Here is an 18,874-nt window from a genome sequence, read left to right as displayed (position 1 = left end):
GGTGCATTTGAGAAAAATACTGAATATTGAAGAAAGTAATAATTTTAGGTAGTTCAAGAAAGAATGGTGAAACAAAAAAAATCGTTAACGAACTGATACGGATATCTGGCTGGGACTTAATTGATTTGACTGATTTTAATATTTCTCATTTTGACTATGACCATTTAAACAGAAATGATGATTACATCGACTTGATAAAAAGAATTACTGACAATTACGATGTTTTGATTTTTGCAACGCCTGTTTATTGGTATTCAATGAGCGGAATTATGAAAGTGTTTTTTGATAGACTGACTGATTTACTGCGAATAGAAAAGGATATTGGACGTAAATTACGCAATAAACATATGGCTGTTATAAGTTGCTCGAATGGAGACAATTTAGAAGACAATTTTTGGCTTCCTTTTAAAAAATCAGCTGAATATTTAGGAATGAATTATATAACAAACTTGCATACTTTCCAAGATAAAATCGAAACGGAAAAAATATTTGAATTTATGCAGTATATAGAAAAAAACGCACCACAACACCGTATATAAAAATTGCTAGTTTTATCCTTAACCAATGTTAGTTGCTTTGTTTGCTAGCATCTGATTTTCCTTCGGAAAATCCTCGCACGCAAACACGCAACTTTCTATATACATAAACGTCGCCAAATCTATTAATGCTATTGAAAAAGCCTTCCACGGTATCCAGAGACCCATTATTATACTTCATTTGACGTACCTAAACACATCCCACACGTATAAATTACGTCCACTTATGTATAATTATACGTTACCCCACGTATCTGTACACGTCCCAGACCTATAAATATACGTCCACTTACGTACCTAAACACGTCCCGGACGTGTTGGAATGCTATTCTTAATACATCCATAATCCACAATTTACATGGCGAACCTACTTTTGGTATTCAAAATTAGTTGCGTGCATTGTAGGGCGTGTCAAAAAGTTCATTACTTTAGTGCACTCCCCCTTAAATAGTTAGACCCAATCTACCTACTTTCAAAACTGCTTAGCTACGATTAAAATCTATAGCTATGAAGCATATTATCCTTTCCGTAATTTTTGGTCTTACCGTATGTATCCTTTCTGCCCAAGTGGGTATAGGCACCACAAATCCCAGCGCGGCGGCGATGCTCGAGGTAAGCAGCCAGACTGATGGCAACGGTCCGTATCTGGGTTTTATGCCCCCGCGCGTTCCCAACGTTTCGGCGCGGGATGCTATCGCTGTTACCGCGGCGGATGTTGGGTTGATGGTGTTTGTAAAATCTATTGGTTGTCTTCAAATGTGGGATGGAAGCCATTGGGAAAGTGTACAATGTCTCAATTCAATTCCAATAGAACCTTGGATAAACGAATTTCATTATGACAACATTGGTACCGATAGTGGTGAATTTGTTGAAATTGCTGGTCCAGCGGGTTTGGATTTAAACGGTTATAGAATAATTTTATATAACGGTGCCGATGGAACTTCTTATGATTCTTTCCAGTTATCTGGAATTATCGACAATGAAAGCAATAGTTATGGCGCGTTGGGTTTTACAAGACCTAACATCCAGAATGGGTCGCCGGATGGAATAGCATTGGTAAAAACTTCCAATAACCAAATTCTACAATTTATAAGCTATGAAGGTGCGTTTTCAGCAAGCAATGGGCCAGCCCAGGGGGCTTCATCTATCGATATTGGATATTCGGAAAGTGACCTAACTCCTACGGGAAATTCTTTACAATTAATAGGAACAGGAAATCAATGTAGCCATTTTACGTGGTCTGCCCCCGCAACCGCATCTCCAGAAAGTTTAAATGCTGGGCAGAATATTAATTAAAGATTACAAAAACTTAGCCTTCAACTCTGCAGTGGGGATCATACAGCTTTCCTTTTTGCCAAACCATTTGAAGCGGTTTTTGGCAATGTAATCATACACCGAATTTCTGATGAATTTTGGCACCACCATAAATCCAAAGAGGAGGGGATAGGCGCCGGAAAGTTCTTTTGAAATATGAAGCGCCGCAGATGATTTTTCGTAGTATTTTTCGCCGTCAATCAAAATAATGGAATCCACCTTTTGGGTATCAATATTGAATTTTGAAATCAATTGTTGCCCAATTTCGCTTTGAAGCGCGGCGAATTTGAAGCTGTTCTTTTTATCTCGTTTAATTATGAAAGTAATAGCGCCGTTGCAAAGGTTGCAAACACCATCGAAGAGGATTATTTTGTAATTATCTTTCATTTTTCAATATCTTGACGCAAAGTCGCCAAGCGGTATTTTTGCACATTTAGGTTCATACTTTCTTCCCTTCGGGGAGATGCCGGAGGCAGAGGGGCTATACTTTCTCAAGTTCTTCCAAACTTACATTAGTAGTAAACATTCCGTAGTTTACGATTGCTTTATTTTTTTCAATGGTATCAATCGTGCCAATCGCGCGGCCATCAATCATTCGAACCCTATCTCCAATTTTTAATGCGACTTTTGGTTTTGGTGGCGGAAGTTTTTTTGCTTTCTCCTTTTCCTCTTTCTTTCGTTCGCGGATTACTTCTACCTTTTGCTCAACCTCTTTGATTACCTCTTTTTCTTTGGCTTTAACTGCCTTTTTTACTTTTGGGGCCAATTTTTTCCTTTTGCTGTTTTCAACCATCACCAGTTTCATCAGCTCATCGATCAATTGCTTTTTTTGGCGATTGTTGAAATATTTTTCTGAAAGAATATCCACCTTTTTACCCAAACTGATGAGTTTTTGGTTGGCATCAAACAATTCCTGATAGCTTTCCAGTTTTTCCTGAACGCGCGCATTCACTTCTTCCAGTTGTTTGCTCTCCATCCGTGCTTTTTGTTCTTCAGATTTTAAGGATTCTGAAGTTTTCCGAAGGTTGCTGCGCTCGCGTTGCAGGTTCGCAATGGTCTTGTCAAACCGAACCTTGCCGCGCTCTATTTTCTTTTTCGCTTTATTGATCAAACTATACGGAATCCCATTTTTCTGCGCCACCTCAAAAGTATAGCTGCTTCCGGCTTCGCCCAAATGCAGTTGGTATAACGGTTCCAAAGATTTACTGTCAAATTGCATATTCGCGTTGATGGCGTGCGGAAGCTCATTTGCCAACAGTTTTAAATTCGTGTAATGTGTTGTGATTATCCCAAAAGCTTCGCGCTCGTAAAACACTTCCAAAAATGTCTCCGCCAAAGCGCCGCCCAGTTCCGGGTCGCTTCCGGTTCCAAATTCATCTATGAGAAAAAGCGTGTTCTTGTTGCACTTTTTCAGAAATTGATTCATCTTTTTCAATCGATAACTATAGGTACTTAAATGGTTTTCGATGGATTGGTTATCACCAATATCGGTAAGAATTCTTTTGAAAAAATAAACCTCACTCTGCGGATTTACTGGGATGAGCAATCCGCTTTGAAGCATAACCTGCAGAAGCCCAACGGTTTTCAACGTAATACTTTTTCCGCCGGCGTTTGGACCGGAAATCACGATAATGCGTTTTTCGGGAACCAATTCAATGCTCTGCGGAAAAGTTTTTTCTTTTCTTTTGTTGTTCGAAACCAATAACAGCGGGTGAAATGCTTTTAGTAAGGAAATTCTTTTCTCAGAAGAAATTATCGGCAAAACTCCGTTTATATTTAGTGCATATTTGGCCTTTGCGTACAGCACATCCATCGCAATCAAATATTCCTGATAGCTGGAAATTAATTCGCTGTGCGGCCGGATAAATTCGGTCAATGCTTTTAAAATTCGCTTTATTTCCTCGTCTTCTTCGTAAATTAAATTACTAAGTTCGTTAGCATATTCCAGCGTTTCTTGTGGTTCAATGTAAACAATACTACCCGTTTTTGAACTCCCCAAAACCGCACCGCGGACTTTTTTGCGGTGCATCGCCTTTACGGCAAGTACACGCCTATTTTCCACAACCGATTCCCGAATTTCATCCAAGTAATCGCTCTGTGAATAATGTGAAAGCGCACGTGAAAATGAAGAGTTGATTTTTCCCTTCACCAAATTCAGTCGGCGACGGATGGTTCCCAATTCATTGGAAGCTTCATCTTTTATTTCGCCGTATTTGTCAATTTTTTTATTGATTTCCTCGGAAATAAGTGAAGTATAATTTACTTCTTCAGAAAATGAGTTGAGATGAAAATAAAATTCCTCGTATTTCTTAAAGAATTTTTGAAGGATGCGGGTAGTTTCGGAAATAGTAAGAATTTTTCGAAAACCCGAAATTTCTAAGGTACTGTTTTCAATTTCCAAAAGGCGAAGTTCCCTAAAAATAGGATCAAATCCGTGATTAGGGATTTTATTTTCGCCATCAAAAGAAGCCGTAAATTCCTTTACGCGTTCCAGTTCGGGCAGTATTTCATCAAACTCGTGGAATGGCTGTATGGAAAGTACATTTTCACGCCCTGGTTCGGTAACACAAAACTGCGCAACCTGCGTGAGCACCGAGGGAAATTCGAGATCTTCTAAAGTTTTGTTATCTATACGGGGCATCCGTTTATTTCAGTTAATTTTACTTTTCAGGAATACAAAAGTAAGCAATATGCAAGTAACAATTGAGCCGGGTTGGAAAGCTATTTTGAAAGATGAATTTGAAAAACCCTACTTCAAAAATTTAGTGGAATTTGTGAAATCTGAATATACATCTACCAAATGTTTTCCACCGGGAAAGCAGATATTTTCAGCATTCAACCATACTCCTTTTGAAGATGTGAAAGTTTTGATATTAGGGCAGGATCCGTACCACGGACCGGGTCAGGCCAATGGATTGTGTTTTTCTGTGGCGGATCGTGTTGCAATCCCGCCGTCTTTAAAAAATATCTTTGAGGAAATATGGACCGATTTGGGAACGCCAATCCCAAATTCCGGGAACTTGGAGCGTTGGGCAAAACAGGGTGTTTTATTGTTGAATTCTACGCTGACAGTACGCGCACATCAAGCGGGGAGCCACCACAATAAAGGTTGGGAACAATTTACCGATGCGGTTATTGAAAAATTATCTGATGAAAAAAACGGTTTGGTTTTTATGCTTTGGGGCGGCCCTGCAAAAAAGAAAGGCGCTAAAATAAATGCTTCAAAACATAAAATTCTGGAAAGCGGACATCCTTCACCACTAGCGGCAAATAGGGGGTATTGGTTTGGCAACAAACACTTCAGTAAGGCGAATGAATATTTGGAGGAAAATGGCAAGAAGCCAATTGAATGGTAAAAAAATAAAAAGAATAGAAAAATGGGGAGGGATTTTCTATTCTTCTTCCGGTACTTCGGGTTCGGTAGCATCGTTGCAGCTAAACTGCAATAACAAAAAGTTTGTTACCAACAACGCTCCCAAAACGATTAAAAATGTAGTCATAACTATTGGTTTTATGTCTATAAGATGCAAGGGTAGCGTTGAGGTTGCGTAATAATTAAGATTTTTTTTGGAAATTATATAAAATGCTGGATTCCTGTACTTTATTTTTAATTAAATCCAATTCCAGAAGCTTTTGCTGTATATTTTCCAGTTCTTTTGATGTCAATTGTCGGTCGCTCCAGTCAGTCAGGGAGAGCCACTCGCGCACATCTTCAATTTGTATCCCGTACCGCCTTGAAATCATTTCGTCAATATGTTGAATATTTTTAAAGTCTGAAGTAATCTCATTTATAATCTCCAAAATTGTTTTCACGCATTCAGATTCATTTTCCAAAATATCATTTCTTACAGCGATTACAAAACTTGGCCACGGAGTAGGGGATTCGCCCACCAAACGAAATGTTCCATTATCCACGTGGGGTTTTGTCATAAATTTTTCCCACATAAAATAATCGCCATTTCCTTTTGGCAAACCTTCTAAAGCTCCGTCCAAATCTTGTATTACCTTAAATTTAAGATCGTTTTTTAAATCCCATTCCAGATTTTCGGCATTTACAAAGGCCATTAAATGCGAACCCGAACCGTATCTGCTTATGGCTGCATCAGTCCCTTTTAAATCTGCAACCGTTTGATAATCTGAATTTGCCGCCACATGAATTCCCCACAGCAACGGCGATTTCACAAAAACTTGAACAATTTTGGATTCGTTACCGTTAATAATATCGCGAACCATTCCTTCGGTGAGGATTACGGCCATATCAATTTCCTTTTCGCGAAGGGCGCGGTTCATTTGTCCGGTTCCGCCAGCGTAATCCTTCCAGCGGAGATTAATCCCTTTTTCATTGAATTTTTTATCGCGGAGTGCGATGTACCAAGGCAAATTGAAATGTTCCGGCACCCCGCCGATGATGAAATTTTTCATTTATGAAATTATTTCCAGTGTGGATTTTATTAATGAATCAATGGTTTTTTCAGGGTTTTTGCTGAATGTGCCATTAGCTCTATTTGCCAAAATAGCATTCAGCGAAATGGCACGGTGCCCAAGCAATTTTGCCATTCCGTAAATTCCGGAGGTTTCCATTTCCAAATTTGTGATTGCTTTTCCGCGGAAGCGAAAATTCCTTATTTTTTCATTCATCGTTTCATCTTCAAGCGAAAGGCGCAGCGTTCTGCCCTGTGGCCCATAAAATCCTACATTGGTAGCGGTAATTCCCTTAATGAATTTTTCTGAAGAAAATTTTTCTAAAAGATTTTCATCTGCGGAAACAACGTACGGTTTTGATTTTTTTGGATTCCAATTACTTTGTGAAATAAATGCTTCAGAAAAAGCTTCCTCGCAAAAAGAAATATCCCCATAAAAATGAAGCAAACTGTCAAACCCAATCGCTTTTTCAGAAATCATAAAACTATCAATCTCAATCTCCGGTTGAATCGCGCCGGATGTTCCGATGCGAATAATTTCAAGGGAGGTCAATTCATTTTTAACCGTCCTGGTTTTAAAATCGATATTTTTTAGAGCATCGAGTTCATTGAAAACAATATCAATATTATCGGTGCCAATTCCTGTGGAAATTACACTTATACGTTTGCCATTTATTGTTCCCGTGTGGGTTTTGAATTCCCTTTTTTGAACTTCAAATTCAATGGTATCAAAATACTTTGAAACCGCACCAACCCGATCCGGATCGCCCACTGTTATAATTGTATCCGCAAGTTGTTCCGGCAATAAATTTAGGTGGTAAATACTGCCGTCTGGGTTTAATATTAATTCGCTGGGAGAAAGGGTTTTAGATTTCAAATTTTAAGTTTTGAAAAGGGTTTATAAGTTTATGGGTTTAAATGTTTATTTTTTTTAGACTGAAAACTGGAACTATTTTCAACCTCCAACGCGCTTCACTTTAAAACCTTTTTCCTTCAAAAAAGCCATAATTTTGTCACGATAATCCCCTTGAATTATTATCTGCTCATTTTTAAAACTACCACCAACACTTAGCAATTGCTTTATTTCCTTCGCTAAAATTTTAAAATCGGAATCTGCGCCTGCATAACCTTCAATAATGGTGATGGGCTTTCCTTTTCGTTTTTCATATTTGCAAAGAAGCGGTTCCTCCTGTAGCCAAATAGTTGGTTGTTCATTATTTTCAACTTCCGGTTCGGATTCGTGGTCGGGAAAAAGATTTTTTAGCTGGTCTTCTAAAGATTTCAAAATTTAATATGCTATGGTTAACTGCAAATTGCTATAGTGTACTGCCTATTTTTTTATAAGTCCAATCTCTACCAAACGTTGGTGTAAAAAATCGCCGGCAGTGATATCCTCATAGGCTTTTTCATGATCGGCGTCAATACATTCTTCCAGACAATTCAATTTCATATCGCCGCGTGGGTGCATAAAGAAAGGGATCGAATACCGCGGATTGCCCCATTCCTCCTTTGGTGGATTTACGACTCGGTGGATTGTGGAGCGCAGTTTGTTGTTTGTGTGCCTTTCCAGCATATCTCCCACATTTATAACCAGCTCATCTTCCTGCGGGATGGCATCAATCCATTCGCCATCTTTCCGCAATACTTGAAGTCCGCCGGTTGAAGCACCCATTAAAAGTGTAATCAAATTTATGTCTCCGTGAGCACCTGCCCGTACTGCGCCTTTTGGCTCCTCAGTAATGGGAGGGTAGTGGATAGGGCGCAAAATGCTGTTTCCGTTTGAAACCCAATAATCAAAATAATTTTCATCGAGACCTATATATAATGCCAGAGCCCGAAGCACGTAGATCCCGGTTTTCTCAAGCATTCGGTAGGCTTCCATGCCTGTATGGTTGAAATCTGGAAGTTCCTTTACTTGAACATTTTTGGGATATTTTTCTGAAAGGTTTGCATCTTCCGTAGGCTCCTGCCCAAAATGCCAAAATTCTTTTAAATCGCCTTCCTTCTTTCCTTTAGCGTGCTCTTTTCCGAACGAAACATATCCACGCTGGCCACCTAGACCTTCAATTTCATATTTTTTCTTTGTTTCCAGGGGAAGATCAAAAAAATTCTTGATTTCTTTATAAAGTTCATCAACCAATTGATCGCTAAGAAAATGGTTTTTTAGGGAAACAAAACCAATTTCCTCGTATGCTTTACCAATTTCGTTTACAAATTTTTGCTTGCGTTGTGGATCATCTGAAAGGAAATCGGCCAGATCCACACTTGGGATATTGTTCATAGCATTTTATTTTAGGCTACAAAGATACCACATAAAACCCTTTTTTCCGAAGCGAAAAATAAACTTGAAATTCTGCAAAAGGCTTGCTTTTTTTCTACTTTTGAATACCAAAATAAAACCCATGAAATCTGAAACTTCTCCACATATATATTTTCCGTACGACCGAAAAGATATTGATGATGAAACACTGAAAATGCTCTATCGCGGTATGTTGAAACCGAGAATGATTGAGGAAAAAATGCTCATTCTTTTGCGGCAGGGTAAAGTCTCAAAATGGTTCAGTGGAATAGGGCAGGAGGCAATATCAGTAGGCCTTACTGCAGTTTTGGAAAAGGATGAATACATTTTGCCCATGCATCGAAACTTAGGTGTTTTTACGATGCGTGAAATCCCACTGTATCGGCTTTTTTCTCAGTGGCAAGGGAAAGCAAACGGTTTTACCAAAGGGCGTGACCGGAGTTTTCATTTTGGAACACAGGAATTCCATATCGTAGGGATGATTTCACATTTGGGACCGCAATTTGGTGTGGCCGATGGGATTGCATTGGCCAATAAATTGAAAAAAAACAATCAAGTATGTGCTGTTTTTACTGGCGAGGGTGGAACGAGCGAGGGTGATATACACGAAGCTTTAAATGTGGCTTCGGTTTGGAAATTGCCGGTGCTTTTTTGCATTGAAAATAATGGTTACGGACTTTCAACGCCCACAAATGAGCAATATAATTGTGAAAATCTTGCGGATCGCGGAAAGGGGTATGGAATGGAATCCCACATTATTGAAGGAAATAATATTCTGGAAGTATATTCAAAAGTGAAAAATTTGGTGGCCAGTATGCGTAGCAATCCGCGTCCGGTGCTTTTGGAGTTCAAAACATTTAGAATGCGCGGTCACGAGGAGGCAAGCGGAACAAAATATGTTCCCGAGGATTTAATTGACGAGTGGGGAATGCGTGATCCGCTTTTAAATTTTGAAGATTATTTGTTAACTGAAAATATTATTACCGAAGCGGAAATTCAGCAATATAAAACCGAATTTAAAAATGAGATTGATGAAAATCTTGATATAGCCTTCAGTGAGCCAAAAATTGAAGCAAATGAAACCGAAGAATTAAATGATGTCTTTAAAAAATTTGAATATCAAGAAGTTAAAGAAAATTCAGAAAAAGAAAATATTAGGTTGATTGATGCTATTTCGCAAGGGTTGAAACAATCTATGGAGTGCCACGACAATCTTGTAATCATGGGACAAGATGTGGCGGAGTACGGGGGTGTATTTAAAATTACTGAAGGATTCGTGGCCCAATTTGGGAAAGAAAGGGTACGCAATACTCCAATCTGCGAATCGGCTATAGTTTCGGCAGCCATGGGACTTTCTATTAATGGATTTAAGGCAGTGGTTGAAATGCAATTTGCTGATTTTGTTACTTCAGGCTTCAACCCAATCATTAATTATTTGGCAAAAAGTCATTATCGCTGGAACGAAAAGGCGGACGTAGTAGTTCGAATGCCATGCGGAGCTGGAGTTGGCGCTGGCCCATTTCATAGCCAAACCAATGAGGCTTGGTTTACCCATACACCCGGTCTAAAAGTTGTTTACCCTGCATTTCCATATGATGCAAAGGGATTGCTTGCCTCAAGTATTGAGGACCCAAATCCGGTTATGTTTTTTGAGCATAAGGCTTTGTATAGAAGTATTAGGCAAGATGTTCCTACAGATTACTACACACTTCCGTTAGGAAAGGCTTCGATAATTAGGGAGGGAAAAGATGTCTCGATTATCACATACGGAGCCGGAGTGCATTGGGCTTTAGAGGCTTTGGATGAAAATAAAAGTATTTCGGCAGATTTAATTGATTTGAGAACGTTGGCCCCGCTTGATGTGGAGACAATTTACAATTCAGTTAAGAAGACTGGAAAGGTAATTATACTTCAGGAAGATTCACTTTTTGGTGGAATTGCGTCAGATATTTCTTCATTAATTATGGAGAATTGCTTTGAATATTTAGATGCCCCAGTCAGCCGGGTAGCCAGTTTGGAAACTCCAATTCCATTTGCGGCTAACCTGGAATCCCAGTATCTTCCGAAGAAAAAATTTATTGATTCCCTAAAAAAATTATTGGATTATTAAGAAATTAACATTGCTTGTTAAACTTTAGATAAAGAAAATTTTAACGTTAAAATTCTTGAGTACTTTAGTGCTATACTAATCACTAAAACTTAAAATTATGTTACGTTGGATCGTTATTTTTCTAGTAATTGCCTTAGTTGCAGCAGTATTTGGATTCGGTGGAATCGCCGAGGGAGCTGCAGATATCGCTAAAATTATATTCTACATTTTTATTGTACTTCTTGTATTATCATTACTATCTAGACTTTTTAGAAGATAAAAAATCTCAAACCTATTTTACAAACTAAATTACTATTTAATATTATGAAAAAAATCCTCATCCTGGCCCTTATTGCGGTCACAGCGTTTTCTTGCGGAGCACCGAAAACTGTGCAAGAATCCAGAAAAGTCATTAAAGGATATTGGTCACTGGACAATGTTTCTTACGGTTCTTCAGGAAAATTTAATGTTACTCTTTTCAGCGATACATCAGCAGAATGTTTTGAGGGTAGTACTTGGAGATTCATACCGAATAACAATACCGCCACATACACCATAGAAAATGGAAATTGCCCGACAGGTGAGAGAAACTTCATATTTACTATTGTGGAAATCGACCCTGCTTCTGGACTATATGATTTTATAATCAAACCAACCAATGAAAAAGGAAAATCTGCAGACAACGTTGGTTTCCGTGTTCAATTGGCTCAACTTAATGAAAATTCCATGAAATGGGAGCAAACGGTTAGTCTTGAGGGCAAACCTTTTAAAATCAATATGAATTTCTCTAAGATTCAAGAGTAAACTTTAAACTTCAAATTAAGATATATGAAAACTTTTTTAAAAAAATTGACTTTAATTTCCTTTGCAATCGCCTTGGTTATAAGCTTTGGAAGCTGTGAAGCTACAAGAAACGCTAACAATAAACAGAAAGGTGCCGTAATTGGTGCTACAGGTGGAGCTATTCTTGGTGCCATCATTGGAAACAACGTTGGTAAGGGTGGTAATGGCGAGCTTGGTGCCGTAATTGGCGGCGTAGTTGGTGGAGGAGCCGGTGTTCTAATCGGTGACAAAATGGACAAGCAAGCACAAAAAATTGAAACTGAAATTCCTGGAGCACAGGTAGAACGAGTAGATGATGGAATCGTGGTGACATTTGATGAAAATAGCGGTGTTTATTTTGATACTGCCAAGTATAATATTAATTCAGCGTCACAAGCTACACTGGATAAACTGGCGAATGTATTGAAAGAATATCCAGACACAGATGTATTAGTAGTTGGTCATACGGATAGTGTAGGTGCTGATGAAAGTAATATGACACTTTCCAAAAATAGAGCCCAGGCCGTTACTAATTATTTGGTAACAACCAAAGGCCTAAGCTCTGGTCGCTTTACAACTAACTGGTACGGTGAAAGTGCTCCAGTGGCCGACAATTCAACTGCTGAAGGTCGTGCAAAAAATCGCCGTGTAAACTTAGCCATTGTACCAAATGAAAAAATGAAACAAGAGGCACAACAGCAAGCAGGCGAATAATTAAATAATCAAGCTACTCCAAATAATAAAAATCCCGTTCCATATTGGTCGGGATTTTTTTAGCTTTATACACAAATGGAATTGAGCACAAATTATGAAATAATAATTGTTGGTGGTGGTCTTGCCGGATTGGTAGCGGCATTGCACCTTTCAAAACAAAATTGCAATGTGCTTTTATTAGAAAGACATCCATATCCGCATCACAAGGTTTGCGGAGAATATGTGAGCAACGAGGTTTTGGCATATTTATCTCAGTTGGGCATTGATCCATTTGTTGTGGGGGCAACTAAAATTTCAAATTTTGAAATGAGTGATGTCAATGGCAGACTCCTTAAATGTGAATTACCGCTCGGTGGTTTTGGCATAAGTAGGTATAGTTTTGATAATCTTATCTACCGAACTTTGAAAAATTACGGAAAAGTTGCATTTGAAACGGTTGAAAAAATTAATTTTCAAAACGATTCTTTTGAAGTTATAACACAATCAAAAAAAAAATTCATATCTAACTATGTTTTGGGGGCCTTCGGTAAGCGTTCCAATTTAGATGCATTTCTCAACCGTGATTTTTTTGAAATTCCAGCAACTTGGCTCGCGGTAAAGGGTCACTTCGATTATGATTTTCTAACTAATAGCGTAGCGTTACATAATTTTGAAGGCGGGTATTGCGGATTGAGCAGGGTTGAAGATACTATTGTAAACGCGTGTTATTTGACTACGCTGAAATCTTTCAAAAAACATGGGGATGTTTCAAATTTTCAGAAAAATTGTCTCTCAAAAAATCCCTATCTCAATCAATTCTTCAATAATGCAAAACCGATATTTGATAGACCAATGACCATTAGCCAAATTTCATTTGAATCAAAAAAACCTGTAGAAAATCATATTTTTATGGTTGGCGATAGCGCAGGGTTGATACATCCACTCTGCGGAAACGGAATGGCAATGGCAATTCACGGCGCAAAGATTTTTTCTGAATTATATTTAAAATCAAAAAAAGAGAATTGGGATAGAGCACGTTTGGAAAAACAATATGCATTATCTTGGAACCAATATTTCAAAAATAGATTGAAAACCGGACGATATATACAACGAGCTTTATTGAACCCGGTTTCGCTAAAAATTGGATTTGCGGTGGCAAAATTATTTCCGACAATGCTTACTTCAATTATCAGAAATACCCACGGAAAAAAGTCGATATGATATATTTCAGCAATAAAGAAAGATCGAAACAGCCTGAAATTATGGACGATTTTCATCTGCAAGGTAATGAGATGAAAGTATTGCTCAACGATCTGAAACGTGTAAATAGATGGTTGGGGGGAAATTCAGTAACGCTTGATGGCATTGAAATTCTTTTGAAGAATTATTCCAAAAAGGATAAAATAACAATCATAGATTTTGGTTGCGGTGATGGTGAAATGTTACGACAATGCGCAAAATTTGGTCATCATAATGGATATAATTTCAATCTCATTGGTATCGATTTTAATCCAAATATTTTGATTGAAGCGAGCAAAAAAAGTGATGGATTCCCAAATATTTCTTATCAAAAAATGGATGTTTTTTCTGCTGAGAATTTAATTCCAAATTGCGATATTGCGCTATGTACCTTATTTCTGCATCATTTCAGAAATGAAAAAATTGAATTTTTGTTGAAGAAAATTCTTAATAAAACAAGTATCGGTGTAGTAATAAATGATTTACAAAGGAGCAGAATTGCCTTTCAATTATTTAAATTAATAAGCAATCCGTTTTTAAAAACGAAAATTGCAAGACACGACGGATTGGTTTCCGTTGCTCGAGGATTTAAAAAACAAGAGTTGGCACTTATTTCAACAAAATTAGATAGTCAACATAACAGCATAAAATGGCGCTGGGCCTTTCGATATCAATGGATAATAAAAAAAACGAATCCGTAGTTTTATGAGCGTAAAAATTATAAATGTTGCCAAGCAACTACCAGATTACAGCCGTAACACTTCAGAAATAATTCCTTTTTTCGAGCAATGGATGGAAGGGCAGGAGGCTCGATTTAAGCGAAAGGCCATTAAAATTTTTGAGAGCGCCGGTGTGGACAAGCGCTATTCAATTATGGATCCCATTGAGGTTTTTACCAATACCAGTTTTGAGGAGCGCAATGCCATCTACAGTCGGGAAGTGAAGAAACTTGGACGTAAATGTTTAGAAAAAGCTCTCTCTAAAGCAAATTGGAAACCTACGGACGTTGATTTTATTATCACCGTAAGTTGCACAGGAATTATGATCCCAAGCGTGGATGCATTTTTGGTGAATGAGTTGCAAATGAAACAGGACATTATCCGGTTGCCGGTGACCGAGATGGGCTGTGCTGCAGGAATTTCAGGAATTATTTATGCCGAAAATTTTTTAAGGGCCAATCCCGGAAAACGCGCAGCTGTAATTGCACTGGAAGCGCCCACCGCAACTTTTCAGTTAACAGATTTCTCAATGGTGAATATTGTGAGCTCTGCGATTTTTGGAGATGGTGCTGCTTGTGTTCTATTATCCTCAAATGAGGAAGATAGGGGGCCTGAAATTATTGCAAATGAAATGTACCACTTTTATGACGCCACGCAAATGATGGGTTTTAATTTGGTAAATACTGGACTTCAAATGGTTTTGGACAAAGAAGTCCCGCAAAAAATTGCCGATCATTTTCCAAACATCATTCATCCTTTTTTGAAAAAAAATAATCTCAAGATTGAAGATATTGACCACCTGATTTTTCATCCGGGCGGTAGAAAAATTGTGGAAACCGTAGAAGACCTCTTTGGACAGCTAGGTAAAAATATTGATGATACTAAAGAGGTTTTGAGGCTATACGGAAATATGAGCAGCGCAACGGTGCTATATGTTTTGGAAAGATTTATGGATAAAAATCCTCCGATTGGTAGTTTAGGACTTATGCTCAGTTTTGGCCCAGGATTTTCTGCACAACGCGTGTTATTACGATTTTAATGGATAATCAAAAATTTATTTCTTCTGAAGCGTGGCAAAATCAATATGCATTGATTCTTGGCGGAAGCAGTGGGTTGGGTCTTGCATCTGCTAAAAAATTGGCGGAAAATGGAATGAATATCTGCATCGTGCATCGCGACAGAAAAAGTAATCTGCCAAATTTCGAAAAAGAAATTAAATTAATGGAAAGCTTTGGCGTTACCGTAAAAACGTTCAACAAAGATGCTTTAAAAGAAAACGTAATAGAAGAAATAATATCTGCGCTGCCGAAAAATAGCGTAAAAATTCTTTTACATAGCATCGCAAAAGGAAGTTTGAAGTCTATGTCGGGGACATCTGAAATATTGAAAATTCAGGACTTGGAAATCACAATCCACGCCATGGGAACAAGCTGGTACCAATGGACTGCTGCGCTCATTGAAAATGAAATCTTTTCAGAAAATGCACGAAATTTAGCTTTCACTAGCGAAGGAAACAATCGTGTTTGGCCAGGTTACGCTGCGGTTTCAGCGGCAAAATCCGCGCTTGAAGCCCTTATGCGAAATATGTCCATAGAATTTGCCAGCAAGGGAATAAACACCAATTGCATTCAGGCCGGAACTACTGAAACTGCGGCTTTTCGTGCAATTCCGGGAAGTGATGATCTTGCAAAAATGGCCTTGAACAGAAATCCATTTAATAGATTGACCACGCCACAGGATGTGGCAAACGCGGTTTATCTTCTTTGCAGACCTGAAGCGGACTGGATTAACGGTACTATTTTGAAAGTGGATGGAGGAGAAAGCAACTGTTGATATGCCAAATTTTGAGAATATACTTGAAAAATTGCCTTACACAGAGCCCTTTTTGTTTGTTGATTCGCTTTTGGCAATCGATGAGAATGGGGTAGAGGGTATCTATAAATTTTCGGCCGATTCCTATTTTTATAAAGGACATTTCAAAAATAACCCGATCACGCCAGGAGTTATTTTAACTGAATGTATGGCGCAGATTGGCGTTGTCTGCTTGGGAATATACTTGATGGATATTGAAGCTTCAGATAATTTAAAAATTGCGTTAAGTTCTTCTGAAATAGATTTTTACAAACCTGTGTATCCTGATGAGACCGTGCGAGTACTTTCAGAGAAGGAATATTTTAGATTTCAGAAATTGAAATGCAAGGTTAAAATGCTAAATTCAAAGAACGAGATTGTGTGTAAAGGCAGCATAAGCGGAATGATTTTAAATGAAAACAGTGGAGAATAGAGTAGTGGTAACGGGTTTGGGAATTGTTTCTCCCATTGGTGTAAATCTTACCGATTTCAATAATTCCCTTAAAGAAGGTCAATCAGGAATAACGTTTAGGCCCGAGCTCGAAAAATTGAATTTTTCCTGCCAATTAGGCGCGCTACCAGAAATTTCCGAAGAAAAAAAGCACGCCTATTTTTCTGAACTTCAGCTTAAAAATTTTAATAGCAGCGGAATATTATATGGCGTTATCGCTGGAATGGATGCGTTGGCGGATGCCAAGATTGCCATTGCAGATAATGATGGCGAACCACTTTGGGATTTGGGAATCATTTTCGGGACGGGTACCAGCGGCATTGAAAAATTCAGGGAATCCATTTATAAAATTGATGCGGGCAACGTACGCAGACTGGGGAGCACTTCTGTTTCACAGACAATGGCCAGCGGTGTGAGCGCCTATCTTGGCGGATTGATAGGTGCCGGTAATTTGGTTACGGTTAATTCTTCCGCTTGTGCTACGGGCACGGAAGCGCTTCTTTTAGGATATGAGCGCATAAAAAATGGGCATGCCAAACAAATCCTTTGCGGTAGCACGAGTGATAGCGGTCCCTACATTTGGGGCGGTTTTGACGCCATAAAAGTTTCAAATTACAAATACAACCACGCACCGGAGCAAGTTCCCGGCCCTATGAGTGAGGATGCTGGCGGATTCATACCCGGAAGTGGCGCTGGAGCCTATCTTTTGGAATCTCTTGAAAGCGCTAAAAATAGAGGTGCTAAAATATATGCCGAAATTTTGGGAGGCTCAGTAAATAGCGGTGGCCAGCGAAATGGCGGCACGATGACGGCTCCGAACGGTACGGCAATTCAAAGATGCATTGTCAATGCATTGGCCAAATCACGGGTGAAAGCGGAAGAGATTGATTATATAAATGGTCATTTAACCGCTACCATAAAAGATCCCGACGAAATTGAAAATTGGACCAAAGCATTGCGCAGGGAAGGAAATAATTTTCCCTATATAAATTCAATAAAGGGAATGGTTGGGCACTGTCTGGCCGCCAGCGGGAGTATTGAAATAGTTTCTGCGTTACTTCAATTACAGGACAATTATATTTTTCCAAATGTAAACTGTGATAAAATCCACCCGAGAATTGAAGGGTTAATTTCTTCGGAAAAAATTCCTAAACAAACTATTCAAAAAGAATTACGGACTATTATAAAGGCAAGTTTTGGATTTGGAGATGTGAATGCTTGTGCTATCTTTAAAAAAATTTAAAGCGAGATGACTACAGCGGAAATTTATCAAAAACTTGAACCTATTATAAAAACGTACTTGCCGGAAGACGTTAATGCTTCAGAAATTAAAAGAGACAGTGATCTTACCAAGCAACTCAATATCAATTCTGCACATTTGGTGGATATTGTTTTGGACATTGAAGACGCTTTTGATGTAGAATTCAAGAATGAGGATATGGAAAAGTTACGCACCGTGGACGATACGATCGCCATTATTAAGAAAAAAATTACTAAATAAATTTTTTATCCAGTTAGCGAAAGTTTTAATTCAGTTAAAGTAAGTTAAATAATTTGATGTAAGGTGTTTAAATATTATTTTGATGTGAATCCTTAAATATTTAAGACATGAAACTTATTACAATCCTCATTTTTACATTTATTTCATTTACGGCGTTTTCACAAGATCAATTTTTTCAAAATTCAGATGCGAGTGCCGCTGAAAATTCTGAAATCATCACAGAATCCTACAACGAGCAACTAGCAATGACTACGCAACAACGTTTACTATTTAAAAAGAAGGTTGAGGAATTTTTGATTCGCGCACAAAAAATTGAGAAGGAGTATACCGGAAAGGAAAAACTGGATATGCTCTTAGCGCTTCAAATGGAGGAAACAAGAGAGATGAACAACATCCTTACCCGCCCGCAAATGACGGTTTATAAAGAAATGAAAACAACGGTACAGCCAATTGATACTATAAAAAAAGAGGATTGATTAATCCTCTTTTTCAATGAAATCTTCATTATCAGTAGTTCGTTCAATGGTGGGTTCTTCATTGTAATTGGTCTTCTTCAATCCAGCGGAATCAACATCAAAAAATTCCATAATTTCTGGAGGGTTTGATATTTGTTTCGTGCGTTGGCCTCTAATGGCTATAGGTTTTGAAATCACGAAATCGTTATTCTGAATAATTTTCAACCAATCATTTGAATCAAATTCAGACGTATCTTCCGTTTTTAGGTCCAATTCACGCTTATCTACCAAATCGCCAATTTTCACACCGAGTGCATCCGCAATTTCTGCCCACTGGGTATCAGAAACTTTCGTTTTAGCAATATCAATAGCCAAATACTTTTCATCTATTCCTGTTAAGTAACTCAAGGTGTGCGTACCCACACGGGTATTGCTGCTGTAAATAAGCGTTAGCTGTTTATCATCCCTTGCTATAACTCCCATA

At 38.3% G+C, this 18,874-nt stretch carries 22 protein-coding genes; 15 read left to right on the top strand and 7 right to left on the bottom strand.

Annotated features, from left to right (window positions below; all coding sequences use genetic code 11):
* Positions 1-26: 26 nt before the first annotated feature.
* Positions 27-539, top strand: a complete 513-nt coding sequence (locus KIV10_RS10965) for a flavodoxin family protein (RefSeq protein WP_246516271.1) — start codon at positions 27-29, stop codon at positions 537-539.
* 504 nt (positions 540-1,043) lie between these two features.
* A complete protein-coding gene (locus tag KIV10_RS10960) occupies positions 1,044-1,832 on the top strand; it encodes a hypothetical protein (RefSeq protein WP_214113597.1) in 789 nt (262 codons plus the stop codon).
* Positions 1,833-1,835: 3 nt separating this feature from the next.
* Here the strand turns inward: KIV10_RS10960 and KIV10_RS10955 are convergent, their stop codons facing one another.
* Both KIV10_RS10955 and KIV10_RS10950 read right to left on the bottom strand, forming a co-directional pair.
* Entirely contained in the window at positions 1,836-2,237 is a 402-nt protein-coding gene (locus tag KIV10_RS10955; RefSeq protein ID WP_214113595.1) for a thiol-disulfide oxidoreductase DCC family protein, read from the bottom strand.
* Positions 2,238-2,331: 94 nt separating this feature from the next.
* Entirely contained in the window at positions 2,332-4,491 is a 2,160-nt protein-coding gene (locus KIV10_RS10950; protein WP_214113593.1) for an endonuclease MutS2, read from the bottom strand.
* A gap of 49 nt (positions 4,492-4,540) precedes the next feature.
* Between KIV10_RS10950 and ung the strand changes: the two genes are divergently transcribed.
* Entirely contained in the window at positions 4,541-5,206 is a 666-nt protein-coding gene (ung, locus tag KIV10_RS10945) for a uracil-DNA glycosylase (protein ID WP_214113592.1), read from the top strand.
* Positions 5,207-5,405: 199 nt separating this feature from the next.
* On the opposite strand, the gene KIV10_RS10940 is transcribed toward ung, so the two are convergent.
* The 4 genes from KIV10_RS10940 to KIV10_RS10925 form a co-directional block, all read right to left on the bottom strand.
* Positions 5,406-6,272, bottom strand: a complete 867-nt coding sequence (locus tag KIV10_RS10940) for a substrate-binding domain-containing protein (RefSeq protein ID WP_214113590.1) — start codon at positions 6,270-6,272, stop codon at positions 5,406-5,408.
* Positions 6,273-7,148 (bottom strand): nucleoside phosphorylase, encoded by an 876-nt coding sequence (locus KIV10_RS10935; protein ID WP_214113588.1) that lies wholly within the window; start codon positions 7,146-7,148, stop codon positions 6,273-6,275. It abuts the gene before it with no gap.
* Positions 7,149-7,226: 78 nt separating this feature from the next.
* Entirely contained in the window at positions 7,227-7,556 is a 330-nt protein-coding gene (locus tag KIV10_RS10930; protein ID WP_214113586.1) for a translation initiation factor, read from the bottom strand.
* Positions 7,557-7,601: 45 nt separating this feature from the next.
* Positions 7,602-8,552, bottom strand: coding sequence for an isopenicillin N synthase family dioxygenase (locus KIV10_RS10925; RefSeq protein WP_214113584.1), 951 nt, complete (start codon positions 8,550-8,552; stop codon positions 7,602-7,604).
* Between the two features lie 121 nt (positions 8,553-8,673).
* Between KIV10_RS10925 and KIV10_RS10920 the strand changes: the two genes are divergently transcribed.
* From KIV10_RS10920 to KIV10_RS10865, 12 genes are all read left to right on the top strand, one after another.
* Positions 8,674-10,680: an alpha-ketoacid dehydrogenase subunit alpha/beta gene (locus KIV10_RS10920; RefSeq protein ID WP_214113581.1), complete on the top strand. Its 2,007-nt coding sequence runs from the start codon at positions 8,674-8,676 to the stop codon at positions 10,678-10,680.
* Positions 10,681-10,777: 97 nt separating this feature from the next.
* Positions 10,778-10,939: a DUF1328 domain-containing protein gene (locus tag KIV10_RS10915; protein WP_214113579.1), complete on the top strand. Its 162-nt coding sequence runs from the start codon at positions 10,778-10,780 to the stop codon at positions 10,937-10,939.
* A 44-nt stretch (positions 10,940-10,983) separates the two neighbouring features.
* Positions 10,984-11,463 (top strand): lipocalin family protein, encoded by a 480-nt coding sequence (locus KIV10_RS10910; protein ID WP_214113577.1) that lies wholly within the window; start codon positions 10,984-10,986, stop codon positions 11,461-11,463.
* A gap of 24 nt (positions 11,464-11,487) precedes the next feature.
* Positions 11,488-12,195, top strand: a complete 708-nt coding sequence (locus KIV10_RS10905) for an OmpA family protein (protein WP_214113568.1) — start codon at positions 11,488-11,490, stop codon at positions 12,193-12,195.
* A 75-nt stretch (positions 12,196-12,270) separates the two neighbouring features.
* The gene (locus KIV10_RS10900; RefSeq protein WP_214113567.1) at positions 12,271-13,395 is read left to right on the top strand and encodes an NAD(P)/FAD-dependent oxidoreductase; all 1,125 of its coding nucleotides are present in this window, start codon (positions 12,271-12,273) and stop codon (positions 13,393-13,395) included.
* Positions 13,392-14,114, top strand: a complete 723-nt coding sequence (locus tag KIV10_RS10895) for a methyltransferase domain-containing protein (protein WP_214113565.1) — start codon at positions 13,392-13,394, stop codon at positions 14,112-14,114. Before KIV10_RS10900 ends, KIV10_RS10895 begins: the two co-directional genes overlap by 4 nt.
* A 4-nt stretch (positions 14,115-14,118) precedes the next feature.
* Positions 14,119-15,171 carry a type III polyketide synthase gene (locus KIV10_RS10890; RefSeq protein WP_214113563.1) on the top strand — a complete coding sequence of 351 codons (1,053 nt, stop codon included), beginning with the start codon at positions 14,119-14,121 and terminating at the stop codon, positions 15,169-15,171.
* Complete coding sequence (locus KIV10_RS10885; protein ID WP_214113561.1) at positions 15,171-15,965, top strand: SDR family oxidoreductase; 795 nt, start codon at positions 15,171-15,173, stop codon at positions 15,963-15,965. The genes KIV10_RS10890 and KIV10_RS10885 overlap by 1 nt, the downstream gene beginning before the upstream one ends.
* Entirely contained in the window at positions 15,943-16,416 is a 474-nt protein-coding gene (locus KIV10_RS10880) for a 3-hydroxyacyl-ACP dehydratase FabZ family protein (RefSeq protein WP_214113552.1), read from the top strand. The genes KIV10_RS10885 and KIV10_RS10880 overlap by 23 nt, the downstream gene beginning before the upstream one ends.
* Positions 16,406-17,677, top strand: a complete 1,272-nt coding sequence (locus KIV10_RS10875; RefSeq protein WP_214113818.1) for a beta-ketoacyl-[acyl-carrier-protein] synthase family protein — start codon at positions 16,406-16,408, stop codon at positions 17,675-17,677. Before KIV10_RS10880 ends, KIV10_RS10875 begins: the two co-directional genes overlap by 11 nt.
* 6 nt (positions 17,678-17,683) lie before the next feature.
* Positions 17,684-17,935: an acyl carrier protein gene (locus KIV10_RS10870; RefSeq protein WP_214113550.1), complete on the top strand. Its 252-nt coding sequence runs from the start codon at positions 17,684-17,686 to the stop codon at positions 17,933-17,935.
* A gap of 107 nt (positions 17,936-18,042) precedes the next feature.
* Positions 18,043-18,411 (top strand): hypothetical protein, encoded by a 369-nt coding sequence (locus tag KIV10_RS10865; RefSeq protein ID WP_214113548.1) that lies wholly within the window; start codon positions 18,043-18,045, stop codon positions 18,409-18,411.
* Here the strand turns inward: KIV10_RS10865 and KIV10_RS10860 are convergent, their stop codons facing one another.
* Positions 18,412-18,873, bottom strand: coding sequence for an arsenate reductase family protein (locus KIV10_RS10860; protein ID WP_214113546.1), 462 nt, complete (start codon positions 18,871-18,873; stop codon positions 18,412-18,414).
* Position 18,874: the final 1 nt, after the last annotated feature.

This window comes from Aequorivita echinoideorum (assembly GCF_018476645.1).
Classification (GTDB): domain Bacteria; phylum Bacteroidota; class Bacteroidia; order Flavobacteriales; family Flavobacteriaceae; genus Aequorivita; species Aequorivita echinoideorum.
The sequence above is the reverse complement of the archived record's forward strand: the minus strand, read 5'-3'. Positions and strand labels throughout refer to the sequence as shown.

Bases quoted from the DNA above. Each gene is read 5' to 3' on its own strand.
- KIV10_RS10960 (WP_214113597.1), top strand. From the start codon at position 1,044: ATGAAGCATATTATCCTTTCCGTAATTTTTGGTCTTACCGTATGTATC.
- KIV10_RS10955 (WP_214113595.1), bottom strand. From the start codon at position 2,237: ATGAAAGATAATTACAAAATAATCCTCTTCGATGGTGTTTGCAACCTT.
- KIV10_RS10950 (WP_214113593.1), bottom strand. From the start codon at position 4,491: ATGCCCCGTATAGATAACAAAACTTTAGAAGATCTCGAATTTCCCTCG.
- ung (WP_214113592.1), top strand. From the start codon at position 4,541: ATGCAAGTAACAATTGAGCCGGGTTGGAAAGCTATTTTGAAAGATGAA.
- KIV10_RS10940 (WP_214113590.1), bottom strand. From the start codon at position 6,272: ATGAAAAATTTCATCATCGGCGGGGTGCCGGAACATTTCAATTTGCCT.
- KIV10_RS10925 (WP_214113584.1), bottom strand. From the start codon at position 8,552: ATGAACAATATCCCAAGTGTGGATCTGGCCGATTTCCTTTCAGATGAT.
- KIV10_RS10920 (WP_214113581.1), top strand. From the start codon at position 8,674: ATGAAATCTGAAACTTCTCCACATATATATTTTCCGTACGACCGAAAA.
- KIV10_RS10915 (WP_214113579.1), top strand. From the start codon at position 10,778: ATGTTACGTTGGATCGTTATTTTTCTAGTAATTGCCTTAGTTGCAGCA.
- KIV10_RS10910 (WP_214113577.1), top strand. From the start codon at position 10,984: ATGAAAAAAATCCTCATCCTGGCCCTTATTGCGGTCACAGCGTTTTCT.
- KIV10_RS10905 (WP_214113568.1), top strand. From the start codon at position 11,488: ATGAAAACTTTTTTAAAAAAATTGACTTTAATTTCCTTTGCAATCGCC.
- KIV10_RS10900 (WP_214113567.1), top strand. From the start codon at position 12,271: ATGGAATTGAGCACAAATTATGAAATAATAATTGTTGGTGGTGGTCTT.
- KIV10_RS10895 (WP_214113565.1), top strand. From the start codon at position 13,392: ATGATATATTTCAGCAATAAAGAAAGATCGAAACAGCCTGAAATTATG.
- KIV10_RS10890 (WP_214113563.1), top strand. From the start codon at position 14,119: ATGAGCGTAAAAATTATAAATGTTGCCAAGCAACTACCAGATTACAGC.
- KIV10_RS10885 (WP_214113561.1), top strand. From the start codon at position 15,171: ATGGATAATCAAAAATTTATTTCTTCTGAAGCGTGGCAAAATCAATAT.
- KIV10_RS10880 (WP_214113552.1), top strand. From the start codon at position 15,943: ATGGAGGAGAAAGCAACTGTTGATATGCCAAATTTTGAGAATATACTT.
- KIV10_RS10870 (WP_214113550.1), top strand. From the start codon at position 17,684: ATGACTACAGCGGAAATTTATCAAAAACTTGAACCTATTATAAAAACG.
- KIV10_RS10865 (WP_214113548.1), top strand. From the start codon at position 18,043: ATGAAACTTATTACAATCCTCATTTTTACATTTATTTCATTTACGGCG.
- KIV10_RS10860 (WP_214113546.1), bottom strand. From the start codon at position 18,873: ATGGGAGTTATAGCAAGGGATGATAAACAGCTAACGCTTATTTACAGC.